Raw genomic sequence first — 14,878 nt, 5'->3', positions numbered from 1 at the left:
CGTCGTTTTTGTTGGGGTTTGAGTTCTGAATTGGCTTTTCTCTGGCCTTTGCTTCTTCGGTGATTCATTTTGATGTTTAAGCATCGAAAAGCTGATGCAGAGGCGCAGAGGCGCGGAGTAAACCAACGCAAAATTGGGTTTACCTAAACCATCAGCAAACCACGGATTAAATCGTGGTTTGTTGGGGTTTGAGTTCTGAATTGATTTTCCTCTGCGTCTTTGCGTCTCTGCGTCAAAAAGCTTTTCTGTAGTGAACTCATCGGTTGAATGTCGACGGTTTTAAGCTCCAGCCAAACGATCAAATACATCATATTGATGTATTGCTACGCAGCCCTTTCAGGTAAAGGGCTGCAATTAAATACATCAACATTGTAGGGCGTCAATGAGCGAAGCGAATTGCGCCGAATGATGTGTAACTCATGCGGCGTAATGCCTTCGGCGATTACGCCCTACGCCGTACCTAGGTTAAAGCCTTACGGTAAGTTTTAATTTGCCCACAAATTTTTGAAATTCACCAACAAAAAGCCCTCGTAATGAACGAGGGCTTTTTGTTGGTGGGTGTGGCGAACGCATCGGTTGAATGTCGATGGTGTTGAGTTCCAGCCAAACGATCAACTACAGCATATTGATGTATTGCCACGCAGCCCTTGCAGCTAAAGGGCTGCAATTAAATACATCAATATTTTAGGGCGGATTAGCCGAAGGCGTAACCCGCCACAATACTCCGCCATCACGAATGCAGTTCAGCGCGGGGTGTGACCCGCCCAATACGGCTATATCGTTTTTAAGTATTAATTGAAGTCAAACTGCAAAAACCAACACCTGCTGCCATGAAACTTTTTCGTTTAGTAAAACAAACGTATTATCTCAGCCTAAACATTAATTTAAAGAGCCGTTAATGTCAGAGCACAGCAGTGAAGTTATTTGGGCGCGGAACGGACAAGATTTTATTGACAATAGGTATAGCCGAAAACATTTGCTTCGTTTTGACGGTGGTATCGAGGTGGCAGGCTCTTCATCGCCGCATGTAGTACCAATTCCAATGTCTGATGCCGCTGCGATTGACCCAGAAGAAGCATTTATATCTTCTATTTCTAGCTGTCATATGCTTTGGTTTCTCTCCATTGCCGCGAAACAAAAATTTTGTGTTGACCGTTATTTTGATAAAGCAATTGGCGTAATGGCAAAAAATCTAGACGGTAAAGTGGCCATGTCAGTTGTCACACTTAAACCTGAGGTCGTGTTTTCTGGCGAGACATTACCAACGCAAGATCAAATTAATAAAATGCACCACCAAGCACACGAAGCCTGCTTTATCGCAAACTCGATTAAAACCGAGGTTCGTCTAGAGCCAATATATGCAGACGCTTAGCAAGCACATTATTTGTTGGCTTTGACTAACGTCAGTCGGCGATGAGCAGACAATAGGCTTCAATGAGTGACTCTAAGTCAATAGTTGAGAAAAGATAGTATCGTAACTATTAAATGGAAAAATAAATCAATGATGACCTTTGAAGATAAATGTAATTACGCAATTAAAGAACTTGAAAACGCTGGCATTTGGAAATCAAACTACAACCCACCAATTTTAAAGTTGGCTCGGAAACTGGGATTTAAAGTTCCATTTCCTCATTACAACTCTTTTTTAAATAATGCGCTTTCAGCCGGAATTTATTTTGGTGTTTTCTGGGGGCTATTTATGTATTTGATTTTATGGGGCCAACAAAATATGCCAGCGACTAAAATGCTATCAGCGGCCACACTTGCCGGCGCTTTTTTTGGTTTTTCTATGGCTTCATATTATAAATACAGCTTTAAAAAGAATAAATTAACACCTTGGTGTGAAATTAAAAATAACTAACAAGCAAATTCAACAGAACGGTCCAAGATGCGGCTGCTTTATATTTATAATCAGAGAATCATGATGTTATTCTGAAGTGGTTCGAGAGCCGCCATTGATTGCAATTACAGACTCGCTTCGAGCATGATGTGATTCACGGGCAGTAATCGACGAAATCAAAGGGGTCAGACTCGATTGATTTTACGGAAAACTAGAAATCAATCGAGTCTGACCCCATTGATTATTGATTTCGCTGTCCGATAGCTTGCGGGTTGTCCGCAGGGTTTTACAAGGTTGGACAGCAATATAACGTAAATTGTCGCGCCAAATAACAAAACAGTAAGTTTGTGTGCGCTTTATTGGTTTGGCGTTGTGCTGATCTGCAGAGATTGGTTTTGAGTCGCTTTGCGTGCTGTGGCAGCAGCGGCCTTTTTACGGGTTTGGATGCTGCTGCCAATGTGTGTTTTGCATCGATTCGACAAACTAAAGCGAAATGATGACAGTGTGATCGCACATGGTATGTGCGTTGTTATGTTTGCCGATGTGAAGCGTTAACAGACGCTAAGCAAAATTTAAAATCAACAACAAATCGACTTACATTTCTGGCCAATATCAAGCGCCACTTTTGCCCATCGCACGTTGATACGCTGGCCGCGCTTCTATCATGTCGACGAAACGGCTCAGATTTGGGTAGGTATCACGCCCTGCGAATTTAACTGCCATCTGCGCCACGAAAGAAATTTGCACGTCGGCGCCGCTCAGCTCGTTGCCAACGAAGTAATCGCGGTGGGTTAATTCGGTATTTAAATAGCCAAGATGATTGGCCAGTTCGCTTTGTATGCGTGGCTGCAACGGCGCACCGGCTTCGCCTAGAAATCCTACATATAGTTTTAACATCAGGGGCAGCATCGCCGAGCCTTCGGCGTAGTGCAAAAATTGGATATAGCGGTTGTAGTCTGGCGTGCCCATCGCGGGTGCGAAGCGGCCATTGCCGTATTGTCGCGCCAAGTATTCGATGATGGCACCCGATTCGATCAAGACCTCGCCGTTGTCGCGCAGCACAGGGGCTTTTCCTAGGGGATGAATCTGCATCAGTTCTGGCGGTGCCAATCGGGTTTTGGCGTCGCGTTGATAAGTGATGACGTCATACGGCAAGCCGAGCTCTTCCAGCATCCAAGTGATACGGCGAGAGCGCGATTCGTTTAGGTGATGTACTTCAATCATAGGGAGGCTCGGTTGAGTAAATTATTTGCGGAAATCCATTATGCCCAATTTTTGAGGTGGTGACCGTTTCGCGGGCAGAACTTGATTATTGATGACTATTCAACAGCGACTCGCGCCGCCACCGCGGCCAGAGTGCGTCGACGAACTCACGATGAGATGGATCAAATAGTTGTCGAAGTATTGCCCTGTACAGCATGTAGAATCTGATTTATAGAGCAATACCCAGTAAAATAATCTGTGGATTTCGTTCACGAAGCTGAATCATGCATCTGCGGTCAATGTGGTCAATGTGCGGTCAGGGTTTGCTTAAAGTCGGTGAAGGTATCAGCGAGCAACTGCATGTGCAACCGGCGGTGTTGGCGCATCGGCGTTTGCATCGCGGTCGATTTGTTTGGCCACAATCGAAGAAAAATAAGCGTTAAGGTGGTGGCGCGGCTCAATGGGTGCTTAAAAAAAGCCCTCGTCATGAACGAGGGCTTTTTGCGTGCGGTGCTGGCGGTTTATTCGCCAATCGCTCCTTGTTCAATCAGCCGCAATTCTTCTTGCGCTGTGGGCGTGAATGGATGCAGGTGCGATAAAAACTGCCGACTGGCCGCAGCCCATGAATAGCGCTCAGCAAAGCGGCGCACTTCATTGCGATCAATTCGCAGCGCCGCAATACAGGCTTCGTGCAGGTTTTCGTTTAAAGCGCCCGGGCCATCGCTACCAATTACGTCGATCGGCCCTGTTACGGGGTATGCCGCTACAGGGCAACCGCAGGCCATTGCTTCGAGCAATACCAGACCAAAAGTATCGGTTTTGCTGGGGAATACAAATACATCGGCGCTGCTATACACTTCGGCCAATTCCGCTTGATTGAGTACGCCTAACCAATGGATGTTTTTTTGCTCGCCAAATTTGGATTTGAGTCCTGCAGCGGCAGGGCCATCGCCGACCACCCATTTGCTGCCGGGCAAGTCTAATTCTAAAAAGGCTTCGACATTTTTTTCTACGGCAACGCGGCCAACGTAAACAAAAATCGGCGTGCGCGAATGCAGTTTGTCGCGACGGCCGGGTTTGAATACCTCTAAATCCACGCCGCGCGACCACATGACGACGTTTTTGATGCCGCGCTCGGTGAGGTCTTTCACCACCACTTGCGTGGGGGCCATCACCGCTTGTGCCGAGTTATGAAAACGGCGCAGCCAAGCATACGTTACGCCCAATGGAATGCCAAAACGCAGCTGAACGTATTCCGGAAAACGCGAGTGATACGCCGTGGTGTAAGGCAGTTGATGCTTTAAGCTGTAGGCGCGGGCGGCCATGCCCAGCGGGCCTTCGGTGGCAATATGAATCGCATCGGGGGCAAAATCGCGAATGCGTTGATTGACTTTACTGCCGGGTAAAATCGACAGGCGAATATCGGGATACGTTGGGCAAGGAATGGTTTTAAATTCCAAAGGCGTGAGTAGTTCGACAGTGTGGCCCATTTTTTTGAGCTCGGCGGTGGTTTGTTTTAGGGTACGCACCACGCCATTGACTTGCGGTTCCCAAGCGTCGGTAACAATTAAAATCTTCATGCCTTGATTCCTTATTGAGTAAAAAGATGCGGTTAGTGAGACGTGGTTGGCTTGGCGTTGGCGCTTGGGCATGCCGTGATGAAAGAGTTGGCGCTGTTGCTGGTATATAATTTGCTGATTTCGGCGTGCGCCTCAGCGTATTTTTTTTGCCAATAGATGATTTTGAGTTCGCCATTGGGCATTTCGACTAAGGCGCTCAGGCTCTCGACCCAGTCGCCATCGTTGCAATATTCAATGCCGTCGATAGTGCGAATTTCGGCGTGATGGATATGCCCGCAAATCACGCCATCTAGGCCGCGTTTTTTGGCTTCGTTGGCCAGTGCTTGCTCAAAATTATCGACAAAATGCACCGCTTTTTTGACTTTGTGTTTGAGGTATTGCGATAAAGACCAGTAGCTAAATCCACAGCGCGCGCGTAAATGGTTGAACCAGCGATTGAGCTTGAGGGTGATTTCGTAAGCATGATCGCCCACCATGGCCAGCCAGCGCGCGCATTGAATAACACCATCAAATTGGTCGCCATGAATCACCAAAAAGCGTTTGCCGTTGGCCATGGTATGAATGACTTCGTTTTCGATGCGGATGTCGCCAAATAACAGGCCGATAAATTGCCGTGCACCGGCGTCATGGTTGCCGGGGATGTAGGTGACTTGCGTGCCTTTGCGTGCTTTACGCAAGATTTTTTGAATCACATCATTGTGGCTTTGTTGCCAATACCAGCTGCGCTGCATCGCCCAGCCGTCAATAATGTCGCCGACTAGATATAATTGCTCCGATTCGGTGTGCTTTAAGAAATCTAAGAGATAATCGGCTTGGCAGCCGGCGGTGCCCAAATGCAGGTCGGAAATCCAGATGCTACGAAAACGCAGTTCAGATGCCATGGGGTGCACTCCGCTGAGGGTTCGTGAACCATCATGCGGATCAAATATGACAATAGTGCGACGGAAAAATGAAGCTAATAAGACGATTTGTTTTCATGCGAACGATTCATTTTTTTTGATTTAATTAATTTTCAAGAAAGAGACTGTAATGAATAAGGCAAAAGAGCGCCCCGATACGCCGTGTGTCGCGGTATGCTCAACGGGAATGGGCGATGATGTTTGCCAAGGTTGTCAGCGAACCATGCTCGAAGTGGCGCATTGGGTGATGCTGAGCGACGCTCAAAAAGAGCCGATCTGGCAACGCTTAGAACAATATTGGGCCGATCAAGGGCAGCCGCCGCCGTGGCAGAAACGCGGTAAGTGACGTTTTTTTACGACGCTGGGCCAGCGTCAGGCTAGTTTTACGGCGAGCAAGGTGAGCCTGTCTCTGAGTCGGGATACGATGCGCTCTTGGGTCGTCAACTTAAAATCAAAAAGGCGTTAGCGCCAAAAATAGCGTAAGGGATGCAGGATGCAAAACGGCAAGTTGCGACAATGGAAGAAAGACTTTGGCTTTATTGAGATCGCCAGTGGCGAGCGATATTTTGTACATATCAGCACCCTAAAGCGTGGCGGTATTCATCAGCCACGCATTGGCGATACGATTTATTTTACTTTAGGTAAAGACAAGCAAGGTCGTGCTCGGGCGCAAATGGCGGCCAGCAGTGCGGAGCAATTATTAAAAATCCAAGCTCGACGTGAGGCTAAGGCGATTGAGGGCAAGACCGCGCGCTTTGATTGGGTGGATTATTTGGCGATGGGTTTGCTGCCGATCACGCTGCTTTTGGTGTTGTTGTCGCCACTGCGTTGGGTATTGTTGTCGCTATTTGGCGTGATGAGCGCAACGAGTTTTGCGCTGTATGCCTTAGATAAAAAGCAGGCCACGCGTGGCGCTTGGCGTATTCCTGAGGCGGTGCTGCATTTTATTGCGACACTGGGTGGCTGGCCAGGCGCGTGGGCCGCGCAGCAAGTGTATCGGCACAAAACCCAAAAAGGTATTTTTCGGGTGATGTTTTGCTTGAGTATGTTGATTAATTTATTGGGTTTGGCTGAGCTGCTGTGGTCGGGTCTAGCGCCTGTTTGATCGATTCGCAGTCACCGCTGCTGGAGTCCAGCGGCGCAAGATAGCGGCAATGCACCTTGGTGCTGTGCCGCTATTTTTTTTGGGTATTGATTTGTCGATCAAATGCAGACTTGTTTCGGTGGCTATACCTGAGGATGTTTTGCTTTTAAGAATTGCGGCACTTTGGCGGCGACTTGTTGGTTGATTTGCATGAGTAGTTTTGTGTCGATGTGCTGGCAGCCATGTTGCTGGCGTAGTGTTTTGAGTAGATGTGCGATGAGGGCGACGGTGACTTCGGCGTCGGCTTCGGCGCGGTGGGCGTTGCCGCTAAAGCGAATATTGAGCGCTTTGGCCAGTTCGCCCAGTTTGTGGCTGTGCATTTGCGGCAAGATTCGACGCGACAGCAGGAGCGAGCAAACCAGATGTGAATGGCGCGGTGTGAGGCCAAGGTGTTGGCTTTCGGCGAGTAGGAATTTTTGATCGAAGCTGGCGTTGTGTGCCGCCAGCGCATCGTTGCCGATAAAGTCGATCAGCGCCGGTACGATTTCGCGGGCTTTGGGGGCGGTGTTCACCATGGCCTGTGTGATGCCGGTGATTTGGGTGATCTCACGTGGAATGCGCACGCCGCAATTGACTAGCGACACTAATTTATCCACCACCTTGCCGTTGACCACGCGCAGTGCGGCCACTTCGGTAATACGTGCGCCCATTGCTGGCGATAGGCCGGTGGTTTCAAAGTCTAAAACCACGAGAGGGATATTGAGCATGAAGTCCTTGATCGGTGCTGACTGAATTAATGTGGAATCAATGTGAGGTGAGTGGGTATATGCCTGCGATTTATGATGGGATTAATTTGCAGACATATACCTGCTTATTGGAATAAGCCAAGGTGACGGCGAATGCCGGCAAGGTAGATGGCAGGATCGGGCTGCGTTTGATTGCGCTGTGCTTGCCAGATCATTTCAGCGAGGCAGTCGAGCATGATGTGCAGCGCTTTATGCGCGTCGCCTTGTTGCTGATGCAGTTGTTGGTACAGTTGGCGCACACCGGCCGGTTGATCGATCGAGAGTTGCTCGGCCAGCGCGAGATGTAGGCTCAGATGTAAAAATGGATTGGTGTCGCCATGCTCGGGCGGCCAATCGTGATCAAGATAATCAACGCTTAAATAACTGTGGTATTCCGGGTGAGCCATCAAAACATCCACCAGCACGGCTTCTAAATCAGCGAGTGCGTGGTTTTGTCGGTGTTTTTGCCAGGTTTGAATAAAAAAACGGCGCGCTTCATCGCGGCTGGGATTAAATAACATAGCGTCGATCTGGGTCTTTATGTTTGCAATGGCAAAGCAGGCTTAGCGATACGGCTTAACTGACGGCTGGTCGCTGATGGCCAATTGGCTTGGCCCAATGCTGCTTTGCATTGTGGGTTGGATTTTGCTTAGTCAAAAAGTGCAATGACCACGCTATTGTCAACGATTTGATTGCTTTTGGCGAGCGGTACAATCTGGCCATTGCCATAAAATCCAGCAAACGGTACGCCCGGTAAGGCGCTGCGAATCGCCGACCAATCGGGCTCGTGTAAACCATTGCCGGCAATCACCCGGCGGTGTCCTGAAATAACTAAGGCCCATTTGGGTTGTGGTTTGCCCGCAAGGCGTTGCATCAGTTGCAGCCCTAGGTCATGGCTGGCCGATGGGCTGTCAAAGTGCCCCCAACACAATTGCATCGCGGCTGGTGCGGCATGCGCGAGCATCACCGATTGTTTGTGCTCATCCACCCCAATCACCGGAATCCATGTGGTGTGAGTGCCGTCGTTCAGGCCGGCCATCAAATGGTGTAACGGGTATTGCTTGAGCCAAGGTTTGAGCGTGAGATAAGCGGGTTGCTGCTCAAGACGATCGAGCATCAGGCCGTTGCTGGCGGTGATGGTGTAAAACGGGCTGAGCGCTTGAAAGCCTTGTGAGACGATAATGTCGCAAGGGGTGAGCGGGGTTTGGATAAATCCAGTGTGCGGTCGGCCTTGTTGCCAGATGGCGTAAGCGCCTTGCCCAGTGGCGTCCCCGGCAATGCCGCCAAAGCGCCGACCACCTTGATTGAGCCATTGCGAATTGATGGCGTTGGGCGCGGCCAGTGAAAAATAATCGCTACTGCTCGGGCGCTGCATTTGCGCGGGCAGCACCAGTGCGGCAGCAGCGGGGGCGTCGAGCGACCAATCTTGATCGCTAAATACGCCGGCGGCACTGGCACCAAAAATATCAAAGCTGCCAGTCACTTGCGTGACCGCCCGTAAGCAATTGCTGATATCGTGCTGAAAGTGCATCGATAAAAACAAATAAATTGAACCGGCTTGGCTGAGTCCGCCGCGCGCCATCGCAGCGCTCACAGCGGCAATCGCCACTTGCGGCGTGGGCCGTGGGCCGTGAGCGTAGCCACTGGCGATGTGCATAGGTGGTCCTTGGTGGCGATATGGGTAGAGGCTGAGTTTAAATCCGGCGACAATACACGCAATCAGAATAAACGAGTAAGCCATGCAAAGTATTTATGATTTTTCTGTCACAACGTTGTCAGGTCAAGTGCAGCCGATGGCAGATTTTCGTGGCCAAGTGTTGCTGATTGTGAATGTGGCCAGTGCCTGTGGGTTGACGCCGCAATACGCCGATTTGCAGCAGCTTTATCAGCAGTATCGTGAGCGCGGTTTACAGGTGCTGGGCTTTCCGTGCAATCAGTTTGGCGGCCAAGAGCCCGGTAGTGCCACTGAGATTGCCCAGTTTTGCCAATTGCGCTTTGCGGCCGATTTTCCGATGTTTGCCAAGATTGAGGTGAATGGTGCTCGGGCTGAACCCTTGTTTACTTACTTGAAGCAACAGCAAGCTGGGTTTTTGGGTTTAGGTCGGATTCACTGGAATTTCACCAAGTTTTTAGTCGATCGAGAAGGGCGTGTGGTTGGGCGATTTGCGCCGTATCAAAAAGTCGGCGCTTTGGTGGCGCAAGTTGAAAGTTTACTTTGAATTAAGTGGCTAGCGTACGGATTGGCATTGATGGGAAAGGGTTTTTAGGGTAGAATTCGGCCAATTTTGTATGTGTGAAACGGGGTGGGGCAACCTTATCCCGTTTTTCTACGCCTACGCCACCGATTTTGACTTATTGGGCGCAATGCCCTGGAGCCGCCCCGTGTCTACGACAGTTCCCACGCCCGCCGCTAGCCCTGCCATTTTGGCCCTTGCCGATGGCACTATTTTTCATGGTATTTCTATTGGTTCTGATGGTGAAACCCTTGGTGAGGTGGTATTTAATACCTCAATGACGGGTTATCAAGAAATCTTAACCGATCCTTCTTATACCAAGCAGATTGTGACGCTGACTTATCCGCATGTCGGTAATTATGGTGTCAATCCCGAAGACGCCGAAAGCCGCGCTGTTTTTGCTGAAGGCTTGATTATTCGTGATTTGCCTCTGCTGTATTCTAACTTTCGCGCGACAATGAGCCTTGGGGAGTATCTCAAGCAAAACAACGTCGTGGCTATTGCTGATATCGATACCCGCAAGTTAACGCGTATTTTGCGTGAGAAAGGTGCACAGCCCGGCTGCATTATGACGGGCGAAAACATTGACGAGGCTACGGCCATCGCGAAAGCCAAATCGTTTGGTTCGATGGCCGGTCAAGACTTGGCCAAAGTGGTTTCGTGCGAGAAAGCCTTTGAGTGGACAACCGCCGAGTGGCAATTAGGTGTTGGTTATACCGTGCAATCGAATCCACGTTTTCATGTGGTCGCTTACGATTACGGTGTGAAGTTCAATATTTTGCGTATGTTGGCCGAGCGCGGTTGCAAATTGACCGTTGTACCAGCACAAACGTCGGCTGCTGACGTGTTGGCGCTCAATCCGGATGGTGTGTTTCTGTCGAACGGTCCTGGCGATCCTGAGCCATGTGATTATGCAATTACTGCGATTCAAACGTTGTTGGCTAAAAAAGTACCTCTGTTTGGGATCTGTTTGGGTCATCAGTTGCTGGGTCTGGCTGCTGGCGGTAAAACCAGCAAAATGAAATTCGGCCATCACGGTGCCAACCATCCGGTGCAAGACTTAGATAGCAAGCATGTGATGATCACCAGTCAGAACCATGGCTTTCAAGTGGATGAAACCAGCTTGCCGGGTAACGTGCGCATCACGCATCGCTCATTATTTGATGGTACGGTGCAAGGAATTGAGATGACCGATGCCCCAGCATTTTCATTCCAAGGTCACCCAGAAGCGAGCCCAGGCCCGCACGATGTGGCGTACTTGTTTGATAAGTTCATTGCGCAAATGGCAGAGCATCAGGCCTAAGTTGGCTGTGCTGAATAAGCCTGCTCAATCGAACGGATTAATCCACGTAGTTAATAAAGGAGCGAGGTTTGCGTGAGTCAGCGTTGAGGTGAAAACCACCGTTGAAATCCGCAAACCCGAACAGAATAATGCCAAAACGTACCGACCTAAAAAGCATATTGATTATTGGTGCTGGCCCGATTGTCATCGGCCAAGCGTGTGAATTTGACTACTCTGGCGCGCAGGCGTGTAAAGCGCTGCGTGAAGAGGGTTATAAAGTGATTTTGGTGAACAGCAACCCTGCCACCATCATGACCGACCCGAATATGGCCGATGTGACTTACATCGAGCCAATTACATGGCAAGTTGTGGAAAAAATCATCGACAAAGAGCGCCCAGATGCGATCTTGCCGACGATGGGTGGCCAAACTGCGCTCAACTGTGCGCTCGATTTGTGGCACCACGGCGTGCTCGACAAATACAATGTTGAATTAATTGGCGCAACGCCAGAAGCCATCGACAAGGCTGAAGATCGTCAAAAATTTAAAGTGGCGATGGATAAGATTGGTCTGGGTTCGGCGCGTTCAGGGATTGCGCATAGCTTAGAAGAATCATTGGCGGTGCAAGCGCAAGTGGGCTTTCCGACGATTATTCGTCCATCGTTCACGATGGGTGGCTCGGGCGGTGGTATTGCCTACAATATGCAAGAATTTATCGAGATCTGTACTCGCGGTCTTGACCTCTCGCCAACCAAAGAATTGTTGATTGAAGAATCGCTCTTGGGCTGGAAAGAGTACGAGATGGAAGTGGTTCGTGATAAGAACGACAACTGCATCATCATCTGCTCGATTGAAAACTTAGACCCAATGGGGGTGCATACCGGTGACTCGATCACGGTTGCGCCAGCGCAAACACTGACCGACAAAGAATACCAAATCATGCGGAATGCATCGATTGCGGTATTGCGTGAAATCGGCGTGGATACGGGCGGTTCGAACGTGCAGTTCTCGGTCAATCCTGCCGATGGCCGTTTAATCGTCATCGAAATGAACCCGCGTGTATCGCGCTCAAGCGCGTTGGCGTCAAAAGCCACCGGCTTCCCGATTGCGAAAGTCGCCGCTAAATTGGCCGTGGGTTATACGCTGGACGAGCTTAAAAACGAAATTACTGGCGGCAAAACCCCAGCGTCGTTTGAGCCTTCGATCGATTACGTGGTGACTAAAATCCCACGTTTCGCATTCGAGAAATTCCCGCAAGCCAATGATCGCCTCACGACGCAAATGAAGTCGGTGGGTGAGGTGATGGCGATTGGCCGCACTCAACAAGAGTCATTGCAAAAAGCTCTGCGCGGTCTTGAAACTGGCATGTCGGGCTTTGATGAAATTTGCACGGATCGCGCGAAGATCGAGTCAGAAATCGCAACGCCAGGTCCAGAGCGCCTGTGGTATGTGGCGGATGCCTTCCGTGTTGGTTTGTCGATGACTGAAATTCATGAAATTTCAAAAATTGATCCATGGTTTTTGGTGCAAATCGAAGATTTGCTCAATGATGAAGCCGCCTTGCGTGGTCGTTCGGTGGATAGCCTGACTAAAGCTGAATTCCGCAAATTAAAACGCAAAGGTTTCTCGGATCGTCGTTTGGGTACATTGCTCGGTTGTGATCAAAATGCGGTACGTAAAGCGCGGCATGCATTTGGCGTTCGCCCAGTGTATAAGCGTGTAGATACTTGTGCTGCTGAGTTTGCGAGCGATACGGCGTATATGTATTCGACTTACGAAGAAGAATGCGAAGCGGCTCCGACCAACAATAAAAAAGTCATGATTTTGGGCGGTGGCCCGAACCGGATTGGTCAAGGGATTGAGTTCGATTATTGCTGCGTGCACGCGGCATTGGCTTTGCGCGAAGATGGTTACGAAACCATTATGGTCAATTGCAATCCAGAAACCGTTTCAACCGATTACGATACGTCTGATCGTTTGTATTTCGAGCCATTAACGCTGGAAGACGTGCTTGAAATCGTTGCGGTTGAAAAGCCATTTGGCGTGATTGTGCAATACGGTGGTCAAACGCCATTGAAATTGGCGCGCGCTTTAGAAGCGAACGGTGTGCCAATCGTCGGCACGAGCCCAGACATGATCGACGCAGCGGAAGATCGCGAGCGTTTCCAAAAACTATTGCAAGACTTGCAATTGCGTCAACCACCTAACGCGACAGCGCGCACTGAGCAAGATGCCTTGCATTTGGCGCGTGAGTTGGGCTACCCGCTGGTGGTTCGTCCATCGTATGTATTGGGCGGCCGCGCGATGGAAATCGTGCATTCGGATAAAGACCTTGAGCGCTATATGCGCGAAGCGGTGAAAGTATCGAATGATTCTCCGGTGCTGCTTGATCGTTTCTTGAATGATGCGATTGAAGTGGATGTAGATGCGATTTCGGATGGTACTGATGTCATCATCGGCGGCATCATGGAGCACATTGAGCAAGCGGGTGTTCACTCGGGCGATTCGGCGTGCTCATTGCCACCGTATTCACTCTCTAAAGAGTTGCAAGACGAGTTGCGCCGTCAAACGGTGTTGATGGCCAAAGGCTTGAACGTGATTGGCTTGATGAATGTGCAGTTTGCAATTCAAGGCAAAGGCGATGAAGCCAAGGTGTTTGTGCTGGAAGTGAATCCGCGTGCTTCACGTACCGTGCCTTATGTGTCTAAAGCCACCAGCGTGGCCTTGGCGAAAGTCGCTGCACGCTGTATGGTGGGTCAATCTTTGGTGTCGCAAGGCGTGACGGTAGAGGTGATTCCACCCTACTACTCGGTGAAAGAAGCGGTGTTCCCATTCGCAAAATTCCCTGGTGTGGATTCAATTCTCGGCCCAGAAATGAAATCAACCGGCGAAGTCATGGGCGTGGGCACGACTTTTGCCGAAGCATTTGTGAAATCACAATTGGCCGCTGGTGTGGTATTGCCGACACAAGGTAGTGTGTTTATTTCAGTGCGCGAAGGGGATAAACCCGCAGCGATTGAGTGTGCGATGATTTTGGCGCAACTGGGCTTTAAAGTCTTGGCGACCAAGGGCACTGCTGCTGCGATTGCTGCCGCTGGTGTGGCGGTGACTGCGGTGAACAAAGTGACTGAAGGTCGTCCGCATGTGGTGGATATGATTGTCAATGGCCAAATTGGCATGATTTTTAATACTGTGGATGAGCGTCGTCAGGCGATTCAAGATAGCTATTCGATTCGTCATGAAGCACTGAAAGCCAAGTTGCCGGTATTCACGACCATTGCCGGTGCAAAAGCGGCCTGCGTGGGGATTCGTGATATGAAGGAATTGAACGTATATAGTTTGCAAGACTTGCATCTGCAGTTAAATAACTGATAACGTATTGCACTTCAAGTGAAGCCGCCGTTCCAAACAGGGATGGCGGCTCTTGTTTTTATTGGCGGTGGCGTTGTCATTGCTAAGCGGAGAAAAAGTATGGTTAAGGTCCCACTCACAGTGGTTGGTGCTGAAAGACTTAAAGTTGAGTTGGCGCATTTAAAAAGTGTAGAACGTCCTTCCGTGATTGCTGCGATTGCTGAGGCACGCTCGCATGGCGACTTGTCAGAAAATGCTGAATACGATGCGGCAAAAGAAAAGCAAGGTTTTGTTGAGGGTCGAATCGCTGATTTGGAAAGTAAATTGTCAAATGGACAAATTATTAACCCTAAAGATTTGGAAGAAACCGCCGAAGGACGCATTGTGTTTGGCGCGACGATTTTGTTGCAAGATTTGGATACCGAAGTCGAAGTCACTTACCAGATCGTTGGTGAAGATGAGGCCGATATTAAGGCGGGTAAGATCTCGGTATCTAGTCCGATTGCACGTGCTTTGATCGGGAAGTATGCCGAAGATGTTGCCGAAGTGATGGCGCCGGGTGGTATTCGTGAGTATGAAATTTTAGCGGTACAATACATCTAAACTAAGCGGAGATAGGGT

Annotated in this window: 15 protein-coding genes; 9 read left to right on the top strand and 6 right to left on the bottom strand. The window is 49.5% G+C overall.

All coding sequences use genetic code 11. The annotated features are described in order from the left end of the window. Positions 1 to 898: 898 nt before the first annotated feature. Positions 899 to 1,372 (top strand): OsmC family protein, encoded by a 474-nt coding sequence (locus LG219_RS03725; protein ID WP_226763184.1) that lies wholly within the window; start codon positions 899 to 901, stop codon positions 1,370 to 1,372. A 129-nt stretch (positions 1,373 to 1,501) separates the two neighbouring features. Beyond that, positions 1,502 to 1,861 (top strand): DUF6404 family protein, encoded by a 360-nt coding sequence (locus tag LG219_RS03720; RefSeq protein ID WP_226763183.1) that lies wholly within the window; start codon positions 1,502 to 1,504, stop codon positions 1,859 to 1,861. Between the two features lie 591 nt (positions 1,862 to 2,452). Here LG219_RS03720 and LG219_RS03715 read toward each other — a convergent pair. Further along, on the bottom strand, positions 2,453 to 3,064 hold the full coding sequence (locus tag LG219_RS03715) for a glutathione S-transferase family protein (protein WP_226763182.1): 612 nt from the start codon (positions 3,062 to 3,064) through the stop codon (positions 2,453 to 2,455). 263 nt (positions 3,065 to 3,327) lie between these two features. Between LG219_RS03715 and LG219_RS03710 the strand changes: the two genes are divergently transcribed. Then, positions 3,328 to 3,486 (top strand): transposase, encoded by a 159-nt coding sequence (locus LG219_RS03710; RefSeq protein ID WP_226763181.1) that lies wholly within the window; start codon positions 3,328 to 3,330, stop codon positions 3,484 to 3,486. 78 nt (positions 3,487 to 3,564) lie between these two features. On the opposite strand, the gene LG219_RS03705 is transcribed toward LG219_RS03710, so the two are convergent. After that, the gene (locus LG219_RS03705; RefSeq protein WP_226763180.1) at positions 3,565 to 4,623 is read right to left on the bottom strand and encodes a glycosyltransferase family 4 protein; all 1,059 of its coding nucleotides are present in this window, start codon (positions 4,621 to 4,623) and stop codon (positions 3,565 to 3,567) included. A 32-nt stretch (positions 4,624 to 4,655) separates the two neighbouring features. After that, the gene (locus LG219_RS03700; protein ID WP_226763179.1) at positions 4,656 to 5,504 is read right to left on the bottom strand and encodes a UDP-2,3-diacylglucosamine diphosphatase; all 849 of its coding nucleotides are present in this window, start codon (positions 5,502 to 5,504) and stop codon (positions 4,656 to 4,658) included. A 148-nt stretch (positions 5,505 to 5,652) separates the two neighbouring features. Here LG219_RS03700 and LG219_RS03695 point away from each other — a divergent pair, with 148 nt between their 5' ends. Together LG219_RS03695 and LG219_RS03690 are read left to right on the top strand one after the other, a co-directional pair. Next, positions 5,653 to 5,868, top strand: a complete 216-nt coding sequence (locus LG219_RS03695) for a DUF1289 domain-containing protein (RefSeq protein ID WP_226763178.1) — start codon at positions 5,653 to 5,655, stop codon at positions 5,866 to 5,868. Between the two features lie 147 nt (positions 5,869 to 6,015). Further along, the gene (locus LG219_RS03690) at positions 6,016 to 6,627 is read left to right on the top strand and encodes a DUF1294 domain-containing protein (RefSeq protein WP_226763177.1); all 612 of its coding nucleotides are present in this window, start codon (positions 6,016 to 6,018) and stop codon (positions 6,625 to 6,627) included. Between the two features lie 122 nt (positions 6,628 to 6,749). On the opposite strand, the gene LG219_RS03685 is transcribed toward LG219_RS03690, so the two are convergent. From LG219_RS03685 to LG219_RS03675, 3 genes are all read right to left on the bottom strand, one after another. After that, positions 6,750 to 7,373 (bottom strand): 3'-5' exonuclease, encoded by a 624-nt coding sequence (locus tag LG219_RS03685; RefSeq protein WP_226763176.1) that lies wholly within the window; start codon positions 7,371 to 7,373, stop codon positions 6,750 to 6,752. 104 nt (positions 7,374 to 7,477) lie between these two features. Continuing rightward, the gene (locus tag LG219_RS03680; protein ID WP_226763175.1) at positions 7,478 to 7,912 is read right to left on the bottom strand and encodes a DUF1841 family protein; all 435 of its coding nucleotides are present in this window, start codon (positions 7,910 to 7,912) and stop codon (positions 7,478 to 7,480) included. A 128-nt stretch (positions 7,913 to 8,040) separates the two neighbouring features. Beyond that, positions 8,041 to 9,132 carry an FIST N-terminal domain-containing protein gene (locus tag LG219_RS03675; protein WP_226763174.1) on the bottom strand — a complete coding sequence of 364 codons (1,092 nt, stop codon included), beginning with the start codon at positions 9,130 to 9,132 and terminating at the stop codon, positions 8,041 to 8,043. Between LG219_RS03675 and LG219_RS03670 the strand changes: the two genes are divergently transcribed. The 4 genes from LG219_RS03670 (at position 9,131) to greA (ending at position 14,860) form a co-directional block, all read left to right on the top strand. Beyond that, positions 9,131 to 9,610, top strand: a complete 480-nt coding sequence (locus tag LG219_RS03670) for a glutathione peroxidase (protein ID WP_226763173.1) — start codon at positions 9,131 to 9,133, stop codon at positions 9,608 to 9,610. The genes LG219_RS03675 and LG219_RS03670 overlap by 2 nt on opposite strands. A 163-nt stretch (positions 9,611 to 9,773) precedes the next feature. Then, the gene (gene carA / locus LG219_RS03665; RefSeq protein ID WP_226763172.1) at positions 9,774 to 10,928 is read left to right on the top strand and encodes a glutamine-hydrolyzing carbamoyl-phosphate synthase small subunit; all 1,155 of its coding nucleotides are present in this window, start codon (positions 9,774 to 9,776) and stop codon (positions 10,926 to 10,928) included. A 128-nt stretch (positions 10,929 to 11,056) separates the two neighbouring features. Continuing rightward, positions 11,057 to 14,278, top strand: a complete 3,222-nt coding sequence (gene carB / locus LG219_RS03660) for a carbamoyl-phosphate synthase large subunit (protein WP_226763171.1) — start codon at positions 11,057 to 11,059, stop codon at positions 14,276 to 14,278. A 99-nt stretch (positions 14,279 to 14,377) separates the two neighbouring features. After that, positions 14,378 to 14,860 carry a transcription elongation factor GreA gene (gene greA / locus LG219_RS03655; protein ID WP_226763170.1) on the top strand — a complete coding sequence of 161 codons (483 nt, stop codon included), beginning with the start codon at positions 14,378 to 14,380 and terminating at the stop codon, positions 14,858 to 14,860. Positions 14,861 to 14,878: the final 18 nt, after the last annotated feature.

The sequence above is a fragment of the Deefgea salmonis genome (genome assembly GCF_020531905.1).
GTDB classification, from domain to species: Bacteria; Pseudomonadota; Gammaproteobacteria; order Burkholderiales; family Chitinibacteraceae; genus Deefgea; species Deefgea salmonis.
The sequence above is the reverse complement of the archived record's forward strand: the minus strand, read 5'-3'. Positions and strand labels throughout refer to the sequence as shown.